We start from the raw sequence: 23,905 nt of genomic DNA, 5'->3' as shown, positions 1-23,905 counted from the left end.
AAAGTAGAAGAGAGGAAGATTTATAATGAAACAATCTTTATTCGGACGTGTACGCGATGCAATTTTAGCTGATTTTCATAACGTGTTAGATGAGAAGGAAAGAAAAAATCCAATTGCGATGTTAAACCAATATTTACGTGATAGTGAGCGTGAAATAACAAAAATTGAGAAGTTAATTGGGCGTCATAAAACATTAAAATCTAATTTTGCTCGTGAGCTTGAGCAAGCACGTTATTTCGTTAATAAAAGATCAAAGCAATCTATCATTGCTCAAGAAGCAGGCGAATTACAATTGCACGAACGTGCGTTAGAAGAGGTAGCTTATTATGAAGGGCAAGTAACTCGATTAGAAGAAATGTATGCAGGTGTTGTAGAGCAAATTGATGAGTTAGAGCGTCGTCTTTCTGAAATGAAAAATAAATTAAAAGAAATGCACGCAAAGCGTATGGAACTAATGGCACGTGAAAATATGGCACATGCAAATCGTCGTATGAATACTGCGATGCATAAAATGGATGAAAATAATCCGTTCTTACGATTTGAAGAGATTGAAGATCATATTCGTGACTTAGAAACTCGTATGAATGAAGAGCATGAGCGTGACACGTTTGATATGAAAATTGCAAAACTTGAGCGTGAAATGAAAGAAAAGAATGATGTATCGTTAACGAAAGAGTTAACAAAATAATAGTAGTATATTATAAAACAGGCTTATGATATAGTGATAGGAGAAAAGGTGTTGGAAAGCAATGCCTTTTCTTCTATGTATATGTGACAAGAAGGGGGGGAGCTGAAATGAAGAAACATTTTTCAAAGACACAATTAATGGGGATGCTCCTCATCATATTTGGATTCGGTCTTTTTCTTGATATGATACTTGGACATTTTGAACCAGGTGGTCTCATTTTTGCATTTATTATGCTTATGTTTGGAAGGCATTATCGTAAAAAGAATCGTCATGTACGGGGAAATGTATTTTTATTTGTTGGTGGTATCGTATTTTTATTCTTCTTATTTTCATCAGCAGCATTTGTTCTTGTCGTATTTGCTTGTTTAGCTTTAATAGGTTATCAACTGATTCAACAAGGACATCAGCAAAAAGCAATGAAGGTTGAAATTAAAGAAAAAGGGATTATAGACGAAGAGAAGCAAATATATCGTACAGAACCATATTTAAAAAATATGTTTGTAGGCAATGTACGAATGATGGATCATATTTATGAACTTGAGGATATTAATGTTCAATATGGTGCCTGTGATGTGGAAATAGATTTAACGACTGCTATGATTCCAGAAGGAGAAACGGTAATTGTTATTCGAGGTGTCGTTGGTAATATTCGTTTATATGTGCCATATGATATTGAACTTTCTTTAAATCATTCTGTTATTGTCGGACGTGTGCTCTTGCCAGGTCATGAAGAGACAGGGTTTAACCGCAATGTTATATTTAGAACAGAGCAGTATAAAGAGGCTCCTCGTCGTATTAAAATTATTTCTTCGCTTGTCGTAGGCGACACGGAAGTGAGGAAAGTATAATGAAGAAACAAAAAAATATTTCGTGGATGTATATTCGTTATTCTATGTTGTCCTCTGTTAGTATCGCACTCATTTGTACAATTGTATATGTATGGAAAAGCGAGCAACAAGTGTATGATTTATTATGGAAGGAATCCATCGCTTCTGTTCCAATTGGCTTGTTTATTATGACTACAAGTTTACTTATCGGGGGAATTGTAGGATATGCAATCGGTTACTATATAGAGCAGCGTATACAAGGATTAAATACGTTTCTATTTGAAGTAGAGCGAGGGAATTTTCCGAGCGATGTTTCGTTTACTGCAGATGATGAATTTCATGAAGTGGAACGAAAAGTAATCGTTCTGGCTCGTCGATTAGAGGAGCAAGCTGGACTCTTTCAAAAAGTAACGAATGAACGAGCTCATTGGAATGAAGAGATGAGACAAGAAGCGATTTCCCAAGAAAGGCATCGATTGGCGAGGGAGCTGCATGATTCAGTAAGTCAGCAGCTTTTCGCAATGTCGATGATGATGTCAGCGATTAATGAACAAATAACTGAATTTCCAGATGTGACAAAAAAACAATTGCAACTTGTTGAAAATATGGTTGTAAATGCTCAATCAGAAATGAGAGCATTGCTCCTTCATTTACGTCCTGTACAATTGGAAGGTAAGAAACTGACAGAAGGTATAGAGGAATTATTAACGGAATTATCGCGAAAACAACATATGAAAATTGAATGGCTTATTGAGCCAATAGAATTAAAAAAAGGTGTAGAAGATCATTTATTCCGTATTGTGCAAGAAGCGCTATCAAACACGTTGCGACACGCGAAGGCAAAGAAAACAGAAGTGCGCCTTCGAAAAATTGATCAATATGCGATTTTAAAAATCATTGATGACGGCGTTGGGTTTGAAGTAGGGGTTAATAAGGCTGGTTCATATGGCCTAAGATCGATGCAAGAGCGTGTTCATGAAATTGGTGGGACACTCAAGGTACTTAGTTTCCCAGCAAAAGGTACACAAATAGAAGTAAAAGTACCGATTATGATTGAGAGAGGGGGAGAAGTATGATAAAAGTATTGCTTGTCGATGATCATGAAATGGTTCGTATGGGTGTATCGGCATATTTATCTACACAGCCAGATATTGAAGTAGTAGGAGAAGCTGAAAATGGAAGAAAAGGATCAGAATTAGCATTGCAATTAAGACCGGATATTATTTTAATGGACCTTGTTATGGATGAGATGGATGGTGTCGAAGCAACACGTGCTATTATCCAAGAATGGCCAGAAGCAAAAATTGTAGTTGTAACAAGCTTTTTAGATGACGAAAAATTGTATCCTGTTATTGAGGCTGGGGCGACCAGTTACTTATTAAAAACATCAAGGGCAAGTGATATTGCTGATGCTGTACGAGCTACTTATGATGGAGAAACAGTATTAGAGCCAAAAGTTACCGGGAAAATGATGTCCCGTATGCGTCAAAAGAAAGAGCAACCTTTGCATGATGATTTAACGGAAAGAGAGTTTGAGATTTTGTTATTAATTGCAGAGGGGAAAAGTAATCAAGAGATTGCGGACGAGTTATTTATTGCACTGAAAACGGTAAAGACACATGTGAGTAATATATTAAATAAATTGAATGTAAGTGATCGTACTCAGGCGGTTATTTATGCATTTAGGCATCAATTAACGAAGTGATAAAGTGAAACTTTAATCAGTGGGAGGGATTCATCCCCCACTGATTATCAGCTCTCACCAATCGGGTTTTTACGGGCAGTTAATGCGGGATAAAGTGAAGCTTTAATTGGCGGGGAATTCCTCGCTAATTATTGGCTAGATACAATATAGATTTGGCGTTAAAACAATTGAATGTTTTTATTGACGATAAATAATGTAAGCGTTATCATTGAGGTGTTAACAGTACATATAAAAGGGAGAATGTATATGTTAGTTCAAACTATATTCGGAATGGATAAGTCTAAAAAATTAGGGGATTATGTGAACGCATTACAAGCGCTTTGTGAACAATATAATGTTGAAACAGATAAAATTGCGATTATTGAGGCAACAGAGGAATACTATTTATTTTTAGTAAAGCAAGAAGAGCACTATGATGTTGTCAAGGTAGAAACAGTTGATACGAATATTGAATATTATACGAAAGCTTATAAAATAAGCAGTTTTAATCATGCTGCGTATCAAATGTAAAAAAACTCCCTTTTGGGAGTTTTTTTAGGAGGCTTTTACTTCGTGAGAGTCGGTTACTAATGGAACTTTTTTCGTACCGCTTAGCTTAGCCATTGCAAGACCAATAAGAGCTCCTACTAATGCTGGTATTAGCCAGCCGATTCCTTCATTATATAAAGGGATAAATTCAAAATATGGTGTGATAAATGAAACTGAAATACCACCTTGTTTTAATCCATCAAATACGCTTACTACAGCTGCTCCGATTAAAGCACCTACATAAACAGAGCGATATCCACCGAAGTATTTATGAAGCAATGATAGTAGTACGAGTACAATTGCAATTGGATACACAACAAGCAGAATTGGAACAGAGATTGCGATAATTTTCGTTAAACCTAAGTTGGCAACTAGTAATCCTAATGCGCAAATGATACTCGCGAACGTTTTGTATGAAAATGTAGTCAATAATGTTGAAAAATATTGGCTGCACGCAGAGACGAGTCCAACGCATGTCGTTAAACAAGCGAGTGTAACGATAAGAGATAATAGGAGCAAACCATATGGACCGAATAATTGTTGTACGATAACAGTAAGTAGCTGTCCGCCATTTTTTGCATATCCGAGCGAGACGCTAGTTGCCCCAAGCCAGCCGAGTGCACCGTATACAAGTACGAGCCCTGTAGCGGCAATAAGCCCTGCTTTTGCTGTGGCGATGGCAATGGACTTACGATCATTCACACCTTTAGAGCGAATTGCATTTACAACGATAATTCCGAATGCAAGTGCTGAAATGGTGTCCATTGTTAAGTAGCCTTCCATAAAGCCTTTGAAGATTGGAGAAGTTTGAAACTCTTGCATTGCTGGTCCTGATTGTCCAAGTGGTGTAAATACACTTTTAACAAACAATAAGAAAATAGAGAGTAATAAAATAGGTGTTAATACATTTCCAATACGATCAACAAGTTTAGATGGATTCAAACTCAGCCAAAATACGATAGTAAAGAAGATGATTGTATATACAAATAGTACTAGGCTGCTAGAGCGGATTGTTTCTGGCAAGAAAGAACTAACACCCATTTCATAAGCGACATTTGCAACACGTGGGATGCCCATGGATGGACCGATGGCAATGTATACAACCACTGTAAAGAAAATTCCGAATAATGGATGAACATGACTTGCAAGTTGTTGCATTCCATTTCCTGATAGAGAAATTGCGATAACAGTAAGTAGTGGTAAGCCAACTCCTGTTAGTAAAAATCCAATCATTGCTGGCCAAAAGTTTTCACCTGCGTTTTGCCCAAGCATGGGAGGGAAAATTAAATTACCTGCCCCAAAAAATAAAGAAAATAGCATAAGACCCGTGAAAAAAATATGTTTTTTTGATACAGTGTTCATTGTTTTTCCTCCTTTTTCATTCATTTGTAAGAACACAAAAAACTCGTCCCTAAAGAAAGGGACGAGTTATATTTACCCGCGATACCACCCTAATTTACACATGTAGAAATTAATCTATATGTATACGGCTTTGCAACGTACAACATGATACGTGTTCCTTGTAACGGGGGACGGCCGGTAAGAACTTACTGTAACATTCGGTTCTACTTCTCGGAGATGATTTTCGGTTACGCACTGAACGTTGGCTTTCAGCAAATCGCCAACTCTCTGGGGAACAGTTCTATAACGTACTCGTTCTCGTCAATGAATTTTTATTCAAGTATTCTGACAGTATTGTTGCATGTTTTTTTTAGAAAGTCAATATGTTTTTGGAAAGATATATTTATATACGGAAATATCGAAAGTGATATTCGTTGTTGTAAAGGTAATGATGAATTGTAAATTTTATAGAGAAAATTGATATTTATAGGAGTGAAGAAGGGATTGTTTGAATTTATAGAGAATAATACAACAATCCACTTGCTGGAAAGAACAAACCAAAAGAGGTGACTGAAATGCTTGCGATGGGAGTATTATTTGGCATTATTGCTATAATTGGTTTTATGTGGTTATATTATTCGCGTTCGTTTAAACAAGCAGAAGTTTTACTCTTTCAAAAAGGTAGTTTGTTGACAAATCAGTCTAGATATTTAGTATGTCCGAAGTGTGGAAGTGCACAGGCCAGAAGTGGAGGATATCAAGAGTGTTGCAAAATTAGATTATGAAAGAAAGGAAGCCTCACATTATTTTGTGAGGCTTCCTTCCTTACAACTTCATCGCGCTCCAAATTGTCCATCGATCTCTTTCAATAATAGGAGAGACGTTTTGTAATGCGGTCTGTATATGTTGTAGAAGTTGAGAAAGTTCATCATCTGTTAACTCATATAGAATGGATCGACCTGTTCGAGGAGATAAATCTTGCAATAATGCTTCTACAGAATCATGTATTTTTCGTATTTCCCATTGTGTTTGTGTGGGAAGTACATGAAGAGAATGTTTTTGCAATTCAGTCTGTATAGTGTTGGTTTTTGGACGTCTTTTTGACTCTATTTCAATAAGTTTTGGAAATAGAGAGAAAAAATATCCGCGAATGTGTTCGGGACTTCCTGGAATTGTACAATCTTCAATTGTTCGATCTTGTAAAATAAGTACACCGTTTTTATTTAATATACGAGAAGCTTCACGTAAAAATGTAGGAATGTCTTGTAAATGATGAATAACTGCACGTGAAATAACTATGTCGAATGTTTCATTAGGGTATGGGATATTATGTGCATCACCGTGGATGAATGAAATGTTTGAAAAGTTGTTACAATTTTCTTTTGCAGCTTGTAATATTTCTTTTGAAAAATCAAGTCCCACAACATTATTGGCTCCCATAAGAGCGAGTTCTTTCGTATAAATCCCACCACCACAGCCGATATCAATTATTTGCTTGTTTTGTATTTCTGTAATGTTTTTTACCATTTCAGCCCAAGAAATATGAGCGTTTCTTGTTGCATATGTGTACTTATTATTTTCATCATGAAAATTAATGGACATGATAAAGACCTCCTTTCAATGATTAGTATAGCGTATTTAATAGGATGTCACGTTTTTGTTTTATGTATGAAGATTATAAGGATTTCTTATCGTAAGAGGAGGATTAATTTGAAAGGGAAATATGTATTGGTGTTGTTGTTTGTTATGTTACTAGCAGCTTGTGGTCAAGTTGAGCCGAAAAAAGAAACAAAAAAAGTAGAAGAGACGGTGAATGAAGTGAAAGAAACAATAGGGGTAACCGTTATACAAAAAAAATATAAAGAGAAAAAGTTGCAGGAATCAGAAGCGAAGTTAGTAATAGACATTTTGAATAAAGCTGAGAAACAAGAAATAACAGGAAGCTTCGGTGAACCTGAATATGAAATACAAATTAGTAGAGATGGGAAAAAAGAAACTTATTATGCATGGTTAAGGGGAGAAGATAGACGAGGATGGGTGCAATATAAGAAAGCTATGTATATGTTGAATGAAAAAGATACGGAAAAGCTTTTGGATATATTTCCAAATGTCTCAGAACAAAAAGAAGATGAGATGCAGGTAAGCCCTTTAACGGAAGTAACAAAAAAAGATTTGCAGATTACCGCGTTTCATATTAAAACAGGCGATCAAAACGTGAATTATACGGTACGGTATACGATTTCACAATCACTATACAATAAGTTAGTGAAGGAGCAAGAATATTATTTACAACTCAATTTTCCAGAAAAAGTTCAAAAATTAATTGGAGCAAAAGAGAGTGAAATGACTTTAGGTGAAAAAGTAAAGGAAGGGTATAAGCAATATGAATTACATGCTACTGTTCCGATAAAAAGCGCTTCAGAATCACAATTAAAATCATTAGAAACATATTACGAAAGTTATGATTTGAAAATATTAAACAGTAAAAAAGAAAAAATAGGTGTGTTTCAAAATATAATTCAGATTGTTAAAGATTATGGTAAAAAAATGAATTTTCAAAGATAAAGTAAGACTTTAATTAGCCCTTACGGATTGGAATGAATATAAACTCGTCAAATCTATATGACTTTTCCTAGGAAATGATAATAGAGAGGGGAAAGCACCCCTCTCTATTACTTTGCTTTTGCAGATGGCTCATTCATTGATTTTCGTGTAATAAGAAAAGAAATCATAAGAGCGGAAAGGATGACAAGGGCAATAAATACGTGATTGGGCAACAAATCTAATAATAATACGTAACTAACGGTATAAAAAATAAGAGTTGAAGCTAAAAACGATAGAGCACCTATTATAAGAGATTGTAAATTCATTTTTGTGCACCTCCTTTTATTTATATTTTTGGCTGAAAATGGATTATATAAACATTATTTCTAACAATAGAAAAAAATATGTCATAATAGAGAAAAGAACAAGCTTTAATGAATGAATATGATTCATTAATGAGAGATAAAGGAGAGGAATATGAAAAATAATAAAAAAGGATTATGGGGAATTATTGTTGCGATAGGTCTATTTTTACTGTCTAAGTTAAAGTGGGTATTTGCAATTTTTAAATTAGCAAAGTTTTCAACGGTATTTAGTATGTTTCTATCGCTTGGCGCATACGCAGTTCTATATGGTTGGAAATTTGGAGTGGCGCTCATTTATTTGTTGTTTGTTCATGAAATGGGCCATTTATGGGCTGCGAAAAGAAAGGGGATCCCAACATCGCCAGCAATCTTTATTCCATTTATGGGGGCCCTTATTGGAATGAAAGAGATGCCGAAAAATGCGAAAGATGAAGCTTACATTGCCTATATGGGTCCGTTTTTCGGACTTCTGTCATTTTTACCAGCGATACCGCTTTATATAATGACGAAAGAGCCATTTTGGGCGCTTGTTATTTTGCTTGGAAGTATGATTAATTTCTTTAATTTAATTCCCGTTTCGCCGCTAGATGGTGGGCGAATTATTTCAGTTGTCAGTACTAAAATTTGGGGAGCAGGCCTTATTTTATTACTTGGCTATTCAATTTACTTTAAAAGTATTTTGGGAGGATTTATTGTTATTATCGGTTGTATGGAGCTATATAGAGTAATAAAGAGAGATGAGCCGATTAAGGAATTAGGGCATAAAATTGATGGGATGAAAGAATATGTTACTAGGCTTGAAGAGGAATTAAAAGAAACGGGTGCTGTACATCGGACTATATACGTGATGCATCATGAGATGAATGCATTAAGACAAAGAGAACGGGAAAAAGAGTTACAAATAGGTGAACTTCAAAAAATGGAAGTGTTAGAGTATCTTTTACCGAAGTTCGAACCGTTAGATTATGTTCCATATGAAGATGAAAAAGATGAGTATACAATTCACATAAGGGAAGCATTTGAAGCGTCAGAAAGAAAATTAAATGAATGGAAAACAGAAAAGGAACAACAAGAAAACTATTATAAAGTGGATGCGAAAACGAAATGGACAGTATTTGCTTGTTATATCGGATTAATGGCTATACTCGGTTACACAGCTTATGAAGGATATATTGTTTTACAAGAACATTTGCCAACGAGAAATGTATAGAAAAATATTGTCGAAATGATAGGAAGAATTTATACAGGAATTATATTTCTACAAGAGAATGTTACAAGTATAGTCATACGTTGTAATATTTTTAGTAGAGAAGGAGTTCTGTATATGAAGAAATTGTTAAGTGTATTAGGTATTATTATCGTGATGATTATTGCGAGTTATAGTCTTATGAATGTGCTGTTACATTATGCGAATAAGCCTGCTGAGGTAAATACAATAGCTCAAATAGAAGATGTGCAAGAAGAGACAAAAGTGCTAGATTTTATTCGAATGACACATGAAAGCTATAATAATTTCTTAAATTACGGTAAAGCAGAGAATTATACAGATGGGGATTGGAATCAATTTAAGCAATGGTTTCAACAGCAAGAACAATCTTTAAAAAATATACATATGGAAATAAAGAATGAAAAAATAAAACGCGATGTAAATAGAAGCTATGAAATTGTAAAAAAAGGTGTGGAACTTCAAAATATTGAGTATGTAGTGTATGCCCACCGTGTATATCATGACTTGGATATCATCGTAAATAAATATAGAGGTGAAACGAATATCTGGGGGTATACGGAGTTTGGCGATGGGAAAGATATAAAAGTAATTGAACAAGCTATACAAACAAAATAATAAGCTAGCTAGAATTCTAGTTAGCTTATTTTCTTTTGTAAATATAATGTTCATATATTATTCACAAAAACACCGTGTTAATAGTGATTAAAATCACAATCTGCATTATAAGATTCAGTTAAACTAAAAATAGTTAAGGAAATAGAGGAGTGGGATACAATGTTAAGTGCAAAAACAATTGAAATCGTAAAGTCAACAGTACCATTATTACAAGAAAAAGGCGTTGAAATTACAACGAGATTTTACGAAATTTTATTTTCGGAACATCCGGAGTTATTGAATATTTTCAACCATACAAATCAGAAAAAGGGAAGACAACAACAAGCGTTAGCGAATGCTGTTTATGCAGCTGCAACGTACATTGATAATTTAGAAGCTATTATTCCAGTTGTAAAACAAATTGGTCATAAGCATAGAAGTTTAGGTATTAAAGCAGAGCATTACCCGATTGTAGGTACATGTTTACTGCGTGCCATTAAAGAGGTCGCAGGTGCACCTGATGAAGTTTTAAACGCATGGGGAGAAGCGTATGGTGTCATTGCTGATGCATTCATTAGCATTGAAGCAGAGATGTATGAAGAAGCTGCACATAAAGAAGGTGGATGGAAAGACTTCCGCAACTTTGTGATTGTTAAAAAAGTGAAGGAAAGCGATGTTATTACGTCATTTTATTTGAAACCTGAAGATGGAGGTAAAGTTTCTTCATTCATCCCAGGTCAATATGTAACGGTTCAAATCAATATTGAAGGTGAGACATATACACATAATCGTCAATACAGTTTATCCGATGCTCCTGGGAAAGAATATTATCGTATTAGTGTAAAAAAAGAAAAAGGTGTAGATACACCAGACGGTAAAGTGTCTAATTACTTACATGAACATGTAAAAGAAGGAGATGTTTTACCAGTAAGTGCACCAGCGGGAGATTTCGTGTTAAATATGGATTCAACATTACCAGTTGTACTAATTAGTGGTGGAGTAGGGATTACACCGATGATGAGTATGTTAAATACGTTAATTGAACAAGATTCAAAACGTAATGTATATTTTGTTCATGCAGCAATAAATAGTAATACACATGCAATGAAAGAAGACGTTAAGGCAGTAGAAAATGAATATGAACAAGTTAAAGCATATACTTGTTATTCTGCACCGACTGAAAAAGATTTAGAAATGAAGAACTTTGATAAAGAAGGTTTCATTGAAAGTGAATGGTTAAAAACTATTATTCCGACAACTGAAGCAGAGTTTTATTTCTGTGGTCCAGTAGCATTTATGAAGCATATAAATGCTGCACTAACTGATTTAGGTGTGAAACAAGAGCATATTCATTATGAATTTTTCGGCCCAGCAACAAGCTTACAATAAGCAAAAAAACGAGGTATTTATTTTACCTCGTTTTTTATTTGTTCTCGTAATAAACGGTTTACTGTTTCACGGCGTATACCTATCAGTTGACCAATTTCGGTTTGTGTTAATATTTCATATATAGGAATGTCACCTAAATATAGGGTGAACCATTCTTGTAAACGATGAAGACGTTCTTTCGGAGAGACGGTTGTCAATTGATCAATTCGTTGTTGCATCATTCTTAATTTAGATTGCAATTGCATAGCGATGTTAGCATACGATTCGGGATTTGCTTGAAGTCTCTCGTACCATTCACTACTAGTGATCGGTTCCACTTCTGTTTTTATTAAAGCGATAGCTGTACCGTGATATTCTTTCGGTGAAATTAAAGAATGATGAGGTATCGTTTCACCTGGAACGATAATGTTGAATAAAAATGGTGTTCCGTCTTCTTCTAGCCGAACTACTTTTAATAAGCCTGTTTTTATAAAGTATAAAGGACCGTCCTCGCCTTGACGGAATAGTACATCTCCTTTGTGTAGAATCAATGTTAGCCCCCCATTAATATGTTTCTATTTCTTCTATTTTAGCGTATATGTATATAGACAATATGCTATTTCAACAGCAATTTCATTGACGAAATGTATGCTATTACAGTAGTATACTATTTAGTGTGTAATAGTACTAGCAATGAATACGCTGTAGGGGGTTTAGTATATTGTTAGATGCGATGAGAATGACGGATATGAGAATTCCGGCGAATGCTATCATTCATGTAGAAGAGATGAAAGGTGGAGTCGTTTTATCCGTTGAAGTAGACGGCCAAATTATTTATACGATGGCTTATGATGAAGAAACAGATAGCTATGCTGAATTATATGATCGAAACGATAAGAGGGCGTGCCAAGTACATGAAGACTTCATGGGGTGGTCACTTCTTCATTAAAAAAGATGTCAATATGACATCTTTTTTTATTAAATCGATAGAATATACAAAGAAATGAAATATAAGGATAAAATTTGTAATAATTGATTTTGCATTGTTAGCACTCTGTAACTGCAAGTGAACTATTTTTTCGCTATCATAAAGATAACAGTCGCAGTTATAGGAGTGGTCAACTTGAAGAAAGTACATATTTCAAATTATATGTTATTATGTGTTTGTTTAATTTTATTTGTTCTCCTCGGAGGATTTTTATATTCATGTGTATAAGAAAAACGCATTCTAAAAAGAATACGTTATAAAAGGGAAATAATGATTAATCTAGTTCCAAGAATAATCAACGTAATACGTAATAAATTAATTACGGCGTTACCACTTAGTTTTGTATTAATGTAAGCCCCGATTTTTCCGCCAATCCATGCACCCGGAATCAGGATTAATGCATAAATCCAGCTGACATTTCCAAGTGAGATGTGAGTTGCAGAACTTACAATTGCTGATAGAAATACGATGAACATTGAAGTTGCTACTGCAATATGTGCTGGGAATGCAAAAAGAAGCATCATTGCTGGAACAAGTAAGGCACCGCCACCAATTCCAAATAATCCAGATATAAACCCAACTATAAAGGCGATAAAGATAGCAAGAAACGGTGGGAATTGGTAGTGTACAGTATTTCCATCATTATCTGTAAAAGAACGCTTAATTACAGACGTATTTGAGAGGGAAAGAGGTTTTAATTTGTCTCGAAGCATAAGTAGAATTGAGACGAATATAAGGAAAATCCCAAAGTATAAAGAAAATGTGTCTTGGTTTAAAAATTTATTTGCCCATGATCCGATAATACCACCAGGGCCGCTTCCGATAAATAAAATAAGTCCACTTTTATAATCTACTCGCTTATGCTTCATGTAAGTAAGGGTGGAAGATAGTCCTGTGAAAACGACTGTTACCATGGAAGTCCCTACTGCAAGTTGTGGTGATAAACTGTGTAATCCAATTAATAACGGAACAATAATAATTCCGCCTCCAAGCCCAACTAGGCTGCCGACTGTTCCGGCGATTAGTCCGATGAAAAGTAACATGATGTATTCCAAAATTGCCAACTCCTCTAAATAACTTATCCACCAATTATTATACACGCTTTTTAATGAGAAATAGGCTTGTTCACAAAAAAGTCGTCTTCCTAGAAAAATAAGGAAGACGACTTTTGATTAGAAAACAAAATGTAATAGGTAGTAAAACAGAGCAGCTAAAGAAGCTGAAATAGGAAGTGTAATAACCCATGTAATTAACATACGTTTTGCAGTTCCCCATTTTACCCCTTTCACACGGTGAGAAGCACCAACCCCTAAAATAGAAGAAGAGATAACGTGCGTCGTACTAACCGGTAAGTGAATGAATGTTGCACCGAAAATAACAAGTGATGATGATAAATCGGCAGCTACACCATTTACAGGACGAATTTTCATAATTTGTCCACCGACAGTTTTAATAATTTTCCATCCACCGACAGAAGTACCAAGCCCCATTGCGACAGCACAAGATAATTGTACCCAGAACGGGATATCGCTAGAAGTATGATAGTTATTAGCCATAAGTGCCATCGTAATGATCCCCATTGCTTTTTGTGCATCATTCGTACCGTGTGTGTAGGCTTGTAATGCTGCAGTGAAAATCTGGAATATACGGAAGTTCTTATTCGTTTTCGTTAAGTTAAAGTTTTTAAATACTACTTTAAAAATACTGTATACGATATAACCAATAACAAAAGCGATAATCGGTGAAATGATTAAAGCTTCAATAATTTTAATGAATCCTTTAAGATTTAGCGAGCTAATCCCAGCGGCCGCAATTGCAGCACCTGCGATTGCGCCGATAATTGCATGCGAAGAACTACTTGGAATACCGTAGTACCAAGTAATTAAGTTCCAAGCTATTGCCGCAAGCAAAGCAGCTAAAATTACAAGAGAACCATTTTGTAAGGCGAATGGATCAACGATATCTTTTGTAATCGTTTTTGCTACACCTGTAAATGTCATTGCGCCTAAAAAGTTCATAATAGCCGCCATAATAATGGCATGTCTAGGCTTTAGAGCTTTCGTTGAAACAGCCGTTGCAATAGCGTTTGCTGTATCGTGAAATCCATTGATAAAGTCAAAAGCTAAAGCGCAAATGACTACTAAAACGGTCAGTATCAAGAGTGTATCCATGATCAAACTCCTTACGCGTTCTTCATAATAATTGTTTCTAATACGTTTGCAACGCTTTGACAGCTATCAGCTACTTCTTCAAGCTCTTCGTAAATCTCTTTAAATTGAATAATCTTAATCGGATCTTTTTCACGAGAGAATAAGTGCTTAATCGCATGACGGCGAATATCATCACACTGTGATTCATAATCCTTAATCTTAATCGCATTTGTACGAATGTCGACTAATTTTTTGTTAGACATTAATTCAACAGAGTTTGCAATCTCAATCGCACATTGATTAATTGCTTCTACGAATTTAATCATGTATTCATCAGCTTCTGTAATAGAATACATTTCGAACAGACCAGCACTGTGATCTAATCCGTCTAATACATCATCCATACTCATTGCAAGTTGTAGGATGTCCTCACGCTCAATCGGAGTGATAAACGCTTTGTTTAACTCCATAATGATTTCGTGAATAAATGAGTCACCTTTTGACTCATACTCTTTCATGCGCATAGAAAACTCTTTTAAATCGCTAGCATTTTTAATTTTATACTCCACGAAAAACTGCGCGCCTTCTTTTAAATTTTCGGAAACATTCATTAACATTTCAGAAAATTTATCTTTTTTTGATTTAAAGACCATTATTGTTACCCCCACAAAAGTAATATATGTAAAATATATTGGCTAATCAATTCTAACAAAAAACTGTCGTTTTTTAAAACATTTTATCGAAAAGTTTACAAAAACTTAACATAACTCTCGTTGTTCTATTAATAATATTAATATCCAATAGTGAATATCTTACTTGTAGAATGTCCTTTTCTTGCAAAAAGTATGAATGTAAAAGAAAAGCTTTACACTATAGGAATGACTACGTTATTATAATAAATTTAAAAGGCGGTATATTCTTCCTTTTAAAAAGAAGAGTGTAAATAAATGAAGGAAGTGAACGAATGAAATTGAAGAACACTCATTTTAAAAAAATGCTTGAGTGGTTCAATAAGAGGAAGAAACTTCGTAATTCATTAATTGTATTGGGAAGTGTATTCGTTACTCTATTTATTGCTGTAAATATAATAATTTCCATTCAAGACATATCTGAACTAAAACAAGCTGTTCCACAACCGACTTTAATTTATGATGCAAATAATGAGGTCGCAACTAAATTAGCTTCTTCGAAAACAGAAGGCGTTAAAAGAAAAGATATTCCTGATATTATGGTTCAGGCAATTGTTGCAGTAGAAGATAAGGAATTTTTTAACCATCATGGTATTTATTATAGTGGAATTATAAGTGCGGTTTTTAAAAATATTACAGCAGGAGAAGTTGTAGCTGGGGGAAGTACAATTACACAGCAGCTTGCGAAGAATGTATTTCTGACACAAGATCGTACATTTTCTCGTAAAATAAAGGAATACTTTTTAACAAAAAAAATAGAACGTACTTATACAAAAGATGAAATTGTTGAAATGTATATGAATCAAATTTATTTTGGGGAAGGTGCTTGGGGTATAAAAAGGGCAGCAAAATCTTATTTTGATAAAGATGTAAAAGATTTATCAATTTCAGAAGCTGCAACGATTGCAGGCTTGATTAAAGCACCATCTGCATATTCACCTTATAAAAACTTTAACAAGTCAATTGAAAGACGTAATGTCGTATTAAGCTTAATGAAAGAGCAAGGGTATATTTCTGACGAACAGTATAATAAAGAAAAAGAGAGCGGTCTTGTATTAAAACGTGGTGTGGATGATAAATACAAGGGAAAATATTCTCAATATGTAGACTATATTGTTAGAGAAGCAATGGACAAGTACGAATTGACACAAAATGAAATTTTAGCGGGTGGTTATCGTATTTATACAGAGCTTGACCCGAAAAAACAACAGGCTGTAGAAGACGTTGTGAATAATGATAGTTATTTCAAAGATAATGGCTCAGACCAACTGATGCAAACGGGTGTAGTTCTTATGAATCCAAAAACAGGTGGTGTACCAGCTTTAGTTGGAGGGAGAGGACCGTACCAGTTTTTACAGTTTAATCATGCAACCCAATTAAAAAGACAACCTGGCTCAACGTTAAAGCCTTTAGCTGTATATGTACCCGCGTTAGAGCAAGGGTATGAAGTATACGATATATTGAAAGATGAACCATTTAATATTAAAGAATATAAACCACAAAATAGCGATCATACTTTTCACGGTGATGTGACAATGTATGAAGCTGTGGCAAAGTCGTACAATGTTTCGGCTGTTTGGCTATTGGAACAGATTGGATTAGATAAAGGGTTGAAATCTTTAGAGCGATTTGGTATTCCATTAGCGCCAGAAGATCGTACGTATCCAATCGCTTTAGGCGGTATGCATGTAGGAACATCCCCATTTGTAATGGCTCAAGCGTATAGTACATTTGCAAATGATGGTGTTCAAGTGGAAGCTCATGCGATTAGAGAGATACAAAATGCGGAAGGTGAAACGATTGGAAAGTGGTATAAGAAAGAGACACGAGTGACAAGCGAGAAAATTTCTCAAAAGATGACATATTTATTAAAAGGCGTTGTCGAAAAGGGAACGGGCGAAAAGGCGAAAGTTAATAATGTTGATACGGCTGGTAAGACAGGAACTACTCAAATTGTAAATGGCCCAAGCACCGGCGCAAAGGATTCATGGTTTGTTGGATACACACCAGATTTGGTAGGTGCGATTTGGGTAGGATATGATAAAACAGATAGCGATCATTATGTTCCGGGTGGTAGTCAAATTACGACGACAATGTTCCGGGATATTATGAAAAAAGCGAACGCAAATCCAGCTCAAAAAGCATTTCAGTTATCGCTCATATCTGAGGCTGATTATAAAAAACAATTGACTACAATAGAAGAGGAAAAACGAAGAAAAGAAGAAGAGAAGAGAAGGAAAGAAGAGGAACAACAAAGAAAAAAAGAGCAACAAGAGTGGATTGATAAAGTGAAAGAATGGATTCCTTCATTTTGGTAAAAGAAAGAGGCGAATAATGAAATTCGCCTCTTTTTTGTATGAAAAACAAAATGAAATTTTAAACGATTGAAATTATCCCTTCTCCGTACTAGTTACTACTCGTTAAGTATAATGTTCGTATTGCCAAAGGATTGAGAATCGTATGTGACAATTATTTTTCCTTTACTAATAGGTTCGTAAGGTAATTCTTCTTCGTAATTACCATTATTTTTATTGTGGATAGAAAGTGTAATTTCATCGATTTTTTTATTTGTATACTGATCTTTAATCGTTTCAGCAATTTGAAGTAATGCTTCGGAACTAGAAGCTTTCGTAATAAGCATTCCCGTTATAACTTTCTTTTCATTTTTTGTTGCATTGGAATAAGGGATGTTGCTTTGTTTCGTATACAAAATTTTGTATGGAACAGTTTTTCTATCTGCTTTTGAAATAGTGGAATATTTTAGAGTTAAAAAAAATCCTACACATAAAATAATGCATATCATAAGAGCAATCCAAATGCGTATCGGTGACATAACTCTCATTTTTCATCCCTCTTTCATATCTTTGACTTCATTATTTATCATACAAAATGAGGATTAAGATAGAGTAAATTTGAGGTAAAGAAACGTAAAGAAGGAGCACTTATCCTCCCAAACAAGTGCTCCTTTTTATTAAAAGAGAGATTTAATAGACAATCAAAATCACATCTATTACTTATAAATGTGCTTAGTCCTCCCAAAATATTTTCGGAAATTGTGGTTAGTAAATTCGGAAGACAGATAGTGTCGCAGTTGTATCGCCCGCAGGTCCTTGAGCGCCTTGAGGTCCTTGAGCGCCTTGAGGCCCTTGAGCACCAGTAGTCCCCGTAGTTCCTCCGCCTAGGCAACCAGATCTATATTGAACTAGAATAGCTTGACCAAGAGCTTGAAGAAGTCTTTCTGTAAGTTCTGACTTAGGGATGTTAATATGGCTACATGCTCTTAATTTGCAACAATCATTACCATAAAATACTTTTCCTTTATTTTTATTGTTCATCTTTTCATTCTTTTCTTTCATAGAATCATTAGTCATTACTATATATTAAAATGAAATTTATACTAAATTCGTGATGGACAAACTACCATTTCTAAAAAAATAAGAAATTGGCCCACCTAGAAAGAAATAAGTAAGATATAGAGAAAGGTTTATATAATGTAAAGAAGAAAAGTACAACATAAAAAACTACATGCTAATTGTTGGGAGTGTTTAACAATTGGCATGTAGTTCGTGGATTAGTCCTTTATTTACATTGGTTTAATTTTTCAAGGGTTGTTTTAGGTAAGATTGGAATTGAAATAGTGAAAGTTGTACCATCTTCATTACTAGTCATTTTTAATGTGCCGTTATGATTTTGGATGATTTTTTTTGTTACTGACAAGCCTAGTCCTGTTCCCGAATCCTTCGTTGAGAAGAATGGATCAAAGATATATTCTTGAATAGCTGGATGAATACCAATTCCATTATCTGTGAAAGTAATCCGAACGAAGTTATTAAGGCGATAACTAGTAATTTGAATAGAAAGAGGTTTGTCGCCTTGAGCATCGACGGCATTTTGAAATAGATTTAAAAACACTTGAACAAGTTCATGTCGATCAATATTGACTAAAATATCATCTAATTCATTAGAGAAGTTATAATCAATTGAAATATTATGCAAGGAGACTTCACTAGCTAGTAACTGTTGAATATAGTCACGTAAAAATGTATTGATGGGAAACGGTTCTCTTGTAAATTCCCGTGTTTTTGAAATGGCTAAAAATTTTGTAATAATATTATTTGCACGATCTAATTCAGGGATAAGCAAGTTTTTAAATAACTCTTTATTTGATGGAGAAATGCTTTCTTGTAAAAATTGTAAGTATCCTCGTACTGTTGTAAGAGGATTTCGTACTTCGTGTGCAATTCCAGCTGCGATTCGCCCTGCTAACGAAAACTTCTCAGCATCACGTTCTGTATTTAAATAATGAAAGACACTGATAACTCTAAAAATCTCCCCGTTATAATCGCGAATAATTCGGTTATTTATAATGCCATAGTTTTTGTCTAAAACTTCTTCATTATATATTTCTGTTCCCGTTTTTAATGTTTCAATTGCTTTAATTTTTTCTTCCGGCAAGTTTAGTAATTGTTGAATCGGTTTTCCGATAATATCATTTCGTATTACACCGAAATCATCTGCAGCAACTTGATTACATAAAGTAATATTCCCTTTACTATCGATAAAGGTTACATGATGTGAAAAGGCATCAAAAATATGTACAAAGTGTTTTTCAAGTTGTTCAAATAAAAATAATGAATCACAAGTAAGTTGAAAATGAGCCTCTTTATTCTCTTTTGGTATTTCTTGAATGGAATGAGTCGTTCTAGTTTTCTTTATTCGTAAACCAATATGTGGATTTTTGTATGTGAAATGATGTGGTAATTGATTCACAAGTTCTTCATAAAAACGTACTTTATTTTCTAGTTCTTCAATTCGTTTTTCATGAGATACAGTAGCATCGTTTGGAAGCATAAATAAATAACCCCTCATTTTAAAAATTCTTCCATATAGTATATCATATTTTTATAAGGATACCCTTAAAGAAAAGGCTACATGATGCAAAGTGAATAGAAGATGAAGTTAAAAAGGGAGGGGTATATGTGCTGTTTATTGGAGTGACAGGATGGGGAGATCATGATTCTTTATACATAAATCCCTATGAAAATAGAAATAAATTACGAACATACAGCGAGTATTTTCCTATTGTGGAAGTGGATAGTTCATTTTACGCGATGCAACCTGCACGAAATTATATAAAATGGGCAATGGAAACGCCGAAAGATTTTTCTTTTATCGTAAAAGCGTATCAAGGAATGACAGGACATATGAAAGGTGAAATTCCTTTTTCTACGTTCGATGAGATGTTTGATGTGTATAAACAGTCTATTCTTCCTTTAATAGAAGCTGATAAATTAAAAACAATTTTATTTCAATATCCACCATGGTTTGATTGCAAAAAGAAAAATGTAGATTTTCTTCGATATACGAAAGAAAAAATGGAAGGTTTACCATGTGCAATAGAATTTCGAAATCAAACATGGTTTTATCCAGAAATGAGAGATAAGACGTTACAGTTTCTAGAACAGGAGAAATGGATTCATACAATTTGTGATGAACCACAGGCTGGGATAGGTTCTGTGCCACTCGTGTTAGAGGTTACAAATTCAGACATGGCATTAATACGTTTTCACGGTCGAAATGTTCATGGTTGGCTTGATAAAGGGGAAAATTGGAGAGCGGTTCGCTGTTTATATCGCTACAACAATAAAGAACTCGAAGAATGGGTTGAACGACTAGAGCAATTAAAAAAGAAAACAAAGGATATATACGTACTGTTTAACAACAATTCAGGTGGGGATGCAGCAGATAATGCGAAACAGCTTATGAAAATGATGAACATTACATATGGTGAGCCGAAGCCGGAGCAATTAAATTTTTTTGAATGATAATAAACAAGAAAGGCACTGTACAAACAGGGGGAATGTACAGTGCCTTTCTATATGAAAAAGAGGGGTAACAATGTTACTGAGCGTTTGGTTGATTCATCAATTGTTGGCTTCATAATAAATGATAATGGTTATCATTATCATTGTCAATGGTTTTTCTAAAAATATATATAAAACTTTGTGTATTTTAAATAGAGATAAAAAAAGAACAGCGATTAATGCTGTTCTTTTCCATTGACGAATTGTTGTAAATCAAAAGGAGTTATCGCTTGGATAAATTCTTTTGAGATAAGTGTTTGAACGAGAGTGCTCTCAGAGATAGAAGCACCTGTTTTCTTTTCATAAGCTTGTTTTAATAAATCAAGTTTTTCAGCCGTTTCTTTTGGTAATTCAATTGTAAGTGTGTTCATAATTTCTCCCCCTTATTACTAGAGTACCACTACAGTATAGGAGAGACAAGAAAAGAGAATATGAAATATAAAAAAGGTTACCAAATTTTAAAATGGTAACCTTTTTTATGTATAAGAGTTATTAAGCAATACCGATATACTTTAAAGTTTTTGATGGAGTACTGTGATCAAAGAAGTGTTGTAAAAACGCAATATCAACACCTGATTTGTATGCACAATAACCCCAAGTTTTTCGAAGTGTATGTGAGCTAATCCCTTCTAATCCAACTTCTTTTGCAGCTTTGTTTAAAATGTACCATGCATGTTGTCTCGTAATAGATTTTGTTCCTTTTTGAGATTTTAACAATGGTTCATTACGTTTCCAAGTTTTACGTTCTTTCATGTAGTCTTCGATTGCGTGCTGTAAGTCTTCATTTACAGCAAACCATTTATGTTTCTTCACTTTTTCATTGTAAAATAAAATGGAATGGCGAACATTTTCATTTTCATCGATTACATCACTAACTTTTAATTGTAAGATTTCACTTACTTTTAAGCCAGAATTTACAGCTAATACGAATAATAAGCCATCACGTTTCGAAGATTGTAAAAGTATATTTTTGATAGTTTCTAATTGTTTTTCATTTTGAATAGGTTGTCCTGCTTGTTTCATTTCACGCACTCTCCTCTTTTATATGTGTAAAGGAAAGGATTAACTTGTTTCTTACTATAAAGGGAGAGTGTGAATTTCATGTGAACTCCTAGTGAAATTAAGACAAATTATTTGACTTCTTTTACTTTTTGTAAATTGAAATAGAATACAACACTGTTAGTCGTATTATACACACCATACTCGGCATGATGTAGGTCTAAAATGTTTTTTACAATAGATAATCCGAGACCGGTACCTCCAGTGTGACGGCTACGTGATGCATCTAGACGATAGAAGCGATCCCAAATTTTTTCAAGACTTTCTTCAGGAATAGGGTTTCCTGTATTCTCGATTTCGACTTTTACGGTATCTTCTGCTTCTATAATGGAGACTTGTATTTTTTCTCCCTCTGGCGTATAACGGATTGCATTACTTAGTAAGTTCACAACTACTTGCTCAATGCGACTGCGATTTGCTGTAACAAGTATAGAAGGGTCTGCATCGATGTTCACTTGTAAATGTTTTTCTTCCATGCTAAATAATAATTTTGTGTAGACTTGTTGCGTTAATTCACCGATTGAGAACGTCGTCATATCTAGTTTGTAAGTACCAGATTCCAACTTTGCTAATTCTAACATTTCAACAATCAGCCTGTTCATATTTTCTGTTTCTTCTAAAATAACATCAGTATAATACGAAGTATCCTTACTAACACCATCTTTAATTCCTTCTGCAAAACTTCTAATTACACTTAGCGGTGTTTTTAATTCGTGTGATACGCCAGAAATGAATTCTTTTCTTGTTTTTTCTAATTGACGTTCACGTTCAATATCTTGTTGTAACTTTGTATTAGCAACATTTAATCGATCGATTCGATCTTTTAAATTTACAGATAATGTATTGATACTGCCAGAAAGCCCGCCAATTTCATCGTCAGCTGTAACAGGTAATTTCTCGCTGAAATCAAAATTAGCCATTTTTTTTGTAACACGATTTATTTTAATTAATGGCTTAACAATGATTTTTGAGTAGTAGAAGGATAACAAAATAATTACGAGAAACACGATGATTAAGGCATAGACATAATAATCTTTTAAAACGAGCATCGCTTCATTAACAGGCTGCAAAGATGCTATCGCAAAAGCGTATTCTGTAATCCTTCCATTTTCTATAATCGGTTTTACAAAGATACTATTTTTTATATTTTCTCCGCCATCTAATATGAAAGTACTTAATTGGTTCGAGTTAGAAGTTCCCTCTCTAATCATATCTGCAAAATATTGAACGGCTTGTAATGTTTCAATATCATTTGCAAGACGAACCTCAGCTTTGGATGGGAGCTGTAACTTAGTTATAACACCTGTAAAGACGATTCGAGTTGTAGATTTGTATCGGCTTGCAAGTCTGTTCTTAGAAGGGTTACCATTAATTGACTGAAAATCCGAATAGAAATGTTCGTTTTGCCATTGATTATAATTCGTTCCTAATTTTTGTGGTGTGATTATATTATTCTCTTGCACGACTCCATCAACATTGATTATTACATCTTTTTTTAAACCTAAATTTTCGAATTTATTATATTCTTCTGGTGTTAAAAGATTATTGAGTGGAATGGAATACTGTTTATTATTGTTGGGATTAAATACATCGATATAGTAATTGTTATCACTTTTAATAATACCGTTAGAGTCCAAAAACTGCATATCGGCATTTGTTTTATCATGAAATTCTTGTTTTAGTTTTCTAACCTGCTCATAACTTTTATCACTTTTATCATAATTATCTACGAATTTTTCAAAAGCAGTTTGGACTGTTTTTACTTTCTTATTAATATAAAATTTCTCTAAAAATAGAGATTGTCCTAGGAAAAAAAGTAGGAATATGATTGTAAATAAAGTGGATGTTAATAAAAATAGTTTAAAGACGATACTTCTGTTTTTCACTACGTCACCTCTTATGAGAAATACTGTAAATGATTTCTTTATCCCGCTTTAACGGGCAATAAGACTCCCACTTCAAAATTC

The 23,905-nt window shown here is 34.2% G+C and carries 26 protein-coding genes and 1 other annotated feature; of the genes, 13 read left to right on the top strand and 13 right to left on the bottom strand.

Translation table 11 applies throughout. The features are described from left to right. Positions 1 to 25: 25 nt before the first annotated feature. From ACTFR8_RS07000 to ACTFR8_RS06980, 5 genes are all read left to right on the top strand, one after another. Positions 26 to 688: a PspA/IM30 family protein gene (locus ACTFR8_RS07000; RefSeq protein WP_000814135.1), complete on the top strand. Its 663-nt coding sequence runs from the start codon at positions 26 to 28 to the stop codon at positions 686 to 688. Between the two features lie 107 nt (positions 689 to 795). Continuing rightward, positions 796 to 1,536: a cell wall-active antibiotics response protein LiaF gene (liaF, locus tag ACTFR8_RS06995; RefSeq protein ID WP_000716086.1), complete on the top strand. Its 741-nt coding sequence runs from the start codon at positions 796 to 798 to the stop codon at positions 1,534 to 1,536. Then, positions 1,536 to 2,591, top strand: coding sequence for a sensor histidine kinase (locus ACTFR8_RS06990; protein WP_000744326.1), 1,056 nt, complete (start codon positions 1,536 to 1,538; stop codon positions 2,589 to 2,591). The genes liaF and ACTFR8_RS06990 overlap by 1 nt, the downstream gene beginning before the upstream one ends. After that, a complete protein-coding gene (locus ACTFR8_RS06985; RefSeq protein WP_000598707.1) occupies positions 2,588 to 3,220 on the top strand; it encodes a response regulator in 633 nt (210 codons plus the stop codon). The genes ACTFR8_RS06990 and ACTFR8_RS06985 overlap by 4 nt, the downstream gene beginning before the upstream one ends. Before the next feature lie 171 nt (positions 3,221 to 3,391). Next, positions 3,392 to 3,730 (top strand): DUF3922 domain-containing protein, encoded by a 339-nt coding sequence (locus tag ACTFR8_RS06980; RefSeq protein ID WP_115735452.1) that lies wholly within the window; start codon positions 3,392 to 3,394, stop codon positions 3,728 to 3,730. Positions 3,731 to 3,754: 24 nt separating this feature from the next. Here the strand turns inward: ACTFR8_RS06980 and brnQ3 are convergent, their stop codons facing one another. Beyond that, positions 3,755 to 5,110 (bottom strand): branched-chain amino acid transport system II carrier protein BrnQ3, encoded by a 1,356-nt coding sequence (gene brnQ3, locus ACTFR8_RS06975; RefSeq protein ID WP_001099174.1) that lies wholly within the window; start codon positions 5,108 to 5,110, stop codon positions 3,755 to 3,757. 54 nt (positions 5,111 to 5,164) lie between these two features. Beyond that, positions 5,165 to 5,423, bottom strand: a binding site (T-box leader). A gap of 241 nt (positions 5,424 to 5,664) precedes the next feature. Here brnQ3 and ACTFR8_RS06970 point away from each other — a divergent pair. Then, the gene (locus tag ACTFR8_RS06970) at positions 5,665 to 5,874 is read left to right on the top strand and encodes a hypothetical protein (RefSeq protein ID WP_000880630.1); all 210 of its coding nucleotides are present in this window, start codon (positions 5,665 to 5,667) and stop codon (positions 5,872 to 5,874) included. A 40-nt stretch (positions 5,875 to 5,914) separates the two neighbouring features. Here ACTFR8_RS06970 and ACTFR8_RS06965 read toward each other — a convergent pair whose 3' ends face one another. Next, entirely contained in the window at positions 5,915 to 6,691 is a 777-nt protein-coding gene (locus tag ACTFR8_RS06965; RefSeq protein WP_000026285.1) for a class I SAM-dependent methyltransferase, read from the bottom strand. Between the two features lie 108 nt (positions 6,692 to 6,799). Between ACTFR8_RS06965 and ACTFR8_RS06960 the strand changes: the two genes are divergently transcribed. Next, positions 6,800 to 7,654, top strand: coding sequence for a hypothetical protein (locus tag ACTFR8_RS06960; RefSeq protein ID WP_000677069.1), 855 nt, complete (start codon positions 6,800 to 6,802; stop codon positions 7,652 to 7,654). 107 nt (positions 7,655 to 7,761) lie between these two features. Here ACTFR8_RS06960 and ACTFR8_RS06955 read toward each other — a convergent pair whose 3' ends face one another. Next, complete coding sequence (locus tag ACTFR8_RS06955) at positions 7,762 to 7,959, bottom strand: hypothetical protein (RefSeq protein WP_001053356.1); 198 nt, start codon at positions 7,957 to 7,959, stop codon at positions 7,762 to 7,764. 151 nt (positions 7,960 to 8,110) lie between these two features. On the opposite strand from ACTFR8_RS06955, the gene ACTFR8_RS06950 reads away from it, so the two are divergent. From ACTFR8_RS06950 to hmpA, 3 genes are all read left to right on the top strand, one after another. Further along, entirely contained in the window at positions 8,111 to 9,208 is a 1,098-nt protein-coding gene (locus ACTFR8_RS06950) for a site-2 protease family protein (protein ID WP_000794488.1), read from the top strand. A gap of 114 nt (positions 9,209 to 9,322) precedes the next feature. Next, the gene (locus tag ACTFR8_RS06945; protein WP_000735540.1) at positions 9,323 to 9,841 is read left to right on the top strand and encodes a hypothetical protein; all 519 of its coding nucleotides are present in this window, start codon (positions 9,323 to 9,325) and stop codon (positions 9,839 to 9,841) included. Positions 9,842 to 10,000: 159 nt separating this feature from the next. After that, positions 10,001 to 11,209, top strand: coding sequence for an NO-inducible flavohemoprotein (hmpA, locus tag ACTFR8_RS06940; RefSeq protein WP_000947320.1), 1,209 nt, complete (start codon positions 10,001 to 10,003; stop codon positions 11,207 to 11,209). Positions 11,210 to 11,226: 17 nt separating this feature from the next. Here the strand turns inward: hmpA and ACTFR8_RS06935 are convergent, their stop codons facing one another. Then, positions 11,227 to 11,739, bottom strand: a complete 513-nt coding sequence (locus ACTFR8_RS06935; protein ID WP_000600585.1) for a Crp/Fnr family transcriptional regulator — start codon at positions 11,737 to 11,739, stop codon at positions 11,227 to 11,229. A 170-nt stretch (positions 11,740 to 11,909) separates the two neighbouring features. On the opposite strand from ACTFR8_RS06935, the gene ACTFR8_RS06930 reads away from it, so the two are divergent. After that, positions 11,910 to 12,137, top strand: coding sequence for a hypothetical protein (locus ACTFR8_RS06930; protein ID WP_000883009.1), 228 nt, complete (start codon positions 11,910 to 11,912; stop codon positions 12,135 to 12,137). A gap of 293 nt (positions 12,138 to 12,430) precedes the next feature. Here ACTFR8_RS06930 and ACTFR8_RS06925 read toward each other — a convergent pair whose 3' ends face one another. From ACTFR8_RS06925 to ACTFR8_RS06915, 3 genes are all read right to left on the bottom strand, one after another. Further along, entirely contained in the window at positions 12,431 to 13,231 is an 801-nt protein-coding gene (locus ACTFR8_RS06925; RefSeq protein ID WP_000455762.1) for a sulfite exporter TauE/SafE family protein, read from the bottom strand. A gap of 117 nt (positions 13,232 to 13,348) precedes the next feature. Then, positions 13,349 to 14,347, bottom strand: a complete 999-nt coding sequence (locus tag ACTFR8_RS06920) for an inorganic phosphate transporter (protein ID WP_000380270.1) — start codon at positions 14,345 to 14,347, stop codon at positions 13,349 to 13,351. 11 nt (positions 14,348 to 14,358) lie between these two features. Beyond that, positions 14,359 to 14,979, bottom strand: a complete 621-nt coding sequence (locus ACTFR8_RS06915) for a DUF47 domain-containing protein (RefSeq protein WP_000231447.1) — start codon at positions 14,977 to 14,979, stop codon at positions 14,359 to 14,361. 311 nt (positions 14,980 to 15,290) lie between these two features. Between ACTFR8_RS06915 and ACTFR8_RS06910 the strand changes: the two genes are divergently transcribed. Next, positions 15,291 to 17,333 carry a transglycosylase domain-containing protein gene (locus tag ACTFR8_RS06910; RefSeq protein WP_000769240.1) on the top strand — a complete coding sequence of 681 codons (2,043 nt, stop codon included), beginning with the start codon at positions 15,291 to 15,293 and terminating at the stop codon, positions 17,331 to 17,333. Between the two features lie 95 nt (positions 17,334 to 17,428). Here the strand turns inward: ACTFR8_RS06910 and ACTFR8_RS06905 are convergent, their stop codons facing one another. The 3 genes from ACTFR8_RS06905 to ACTFR8_RS06895 all read right to left on the bottom strand — a co-directional run bounded on the left by ACTFR8_RS06905 (position 17,429) and on the right by ACTFR8_RS06895 (position 19,866). After that, positions 17,429 to 17,857, bottom strand: coding sequence for a hypothetical protein (locus ACTFR8_RS06905; RefSeq protein WP_001265584.1), 429 nt, complete (start codon positions 17,855 to 17,857; stop codon positions 17,429 to 17,431). 217 nt (positions 17,858 to 18,074) lie between these two features. After that, entirely contained in the window at positions 18,075 to 18,371 is a 297-nt protein-coding gene (locus tag ACTFR8_RS06900; protein WP_002098656.1) for a hypothetical protein, read from the bottom strand. A 223-nt stretch (positions 18,372 to 18,594) separates the two neighbouring features. After that, the gene (locus tag ACTFR8_RS06895; RefSeq protein WP_000937241.1) at positions 18,595 to 19,866 is read right to left on the bottom strand and encodes an ATP-binding protein; all 1,272 of its coding nucleotides are present in this window, start codon (positions 19,864 to 19,866) and stop codon (positions 18,595 to 18,597) included. A 128-nt stretch (positions 19,867 to 19,994) separates the two neighbouring features. Here ACTFR8_RS06895 and ACTFR8_RS06890 point away from each other — a divergent pair, with 128 nt between their 5' ends. Continuing rightward, positions 19,995 to 20,840 carry a DUF72 domain-containing protein gene (locus tag ACTFR8_RS06890; RefSeq protein WP_000897352.1) on the top strand — a complete coding sequence of 282 codons (846 nt, stop codon included), beginning with the start codon at positions 19,995 to 19,997 and terminating at the stop codon, positions 20,838 to 20,840. 215 nt (positions 20,841 to 21,055) lie between these two features. Here ACTFR8_RS06890 and ACTFR8_RS06885 read toward each other — a convergent pair whose 3' ends face one another. The 3 genes from ACTFR8_RS06885 to ACTFR8_RS06875 all read right to left on the bottom strand — a co-directional run bounded on the left by ACTFR8_RS06885 (position 21,056) and on the right by ACTFR8_RS06875 (position 23,824). Next, complete coding sequence (locus tag ACTFR8_RS06885) at positions 21,056 to 21,250, bottom strand: DUF3924 domain-containing protein (protein ID WP_001094860.1); 195 nt, start codon at positions 21,248 to 21,250, stop codon at positions 21,056 to 21,058. 121 nt (positions 21,251 to 21,371) lie between these two features. Next, complete coding sequence (locus tag ACTFR8_RS06880; RefSeq protein ID WP_000806236.1) at positions 21,372 to 21,902, bottom strand: tyrosine-type recombinase/integrase; 531 nt, start codon at positions 21,900 to 21,902, stop codon at positions 21,372 to 21,374. 107 nt (positions 21,903 to 22,009) lie between these two features. Next, positions 22,010 to 23,824, bottom strand: coding sequence for a sensor histidine kinase (locus tag ACTFR8_RS06875; protein WP_000797517.1), 1,815 nt, complete (start codon positions 23,822 to 23,824; stop codon positions 22,010 to 22,012). Positions 23,825 to 23,905: the final 81 nt, after the last annotated feature.

Source organism: Bacillus cereus group sp. MYBK15-3, assembly GCF_051916765.1.
In the GTDB taxonomy this organism is placed as follows: domain Bacteria; phylum Bacillota; class Bacilli; order Bacillales; family Bacillaceae_G; genus Bacillus_A; species Bacillus_A cereus.
Note: the sequence above shows the minus strand (reverse complement) of the source record. Positions and strands in the feature narration are given on the sequence as shown.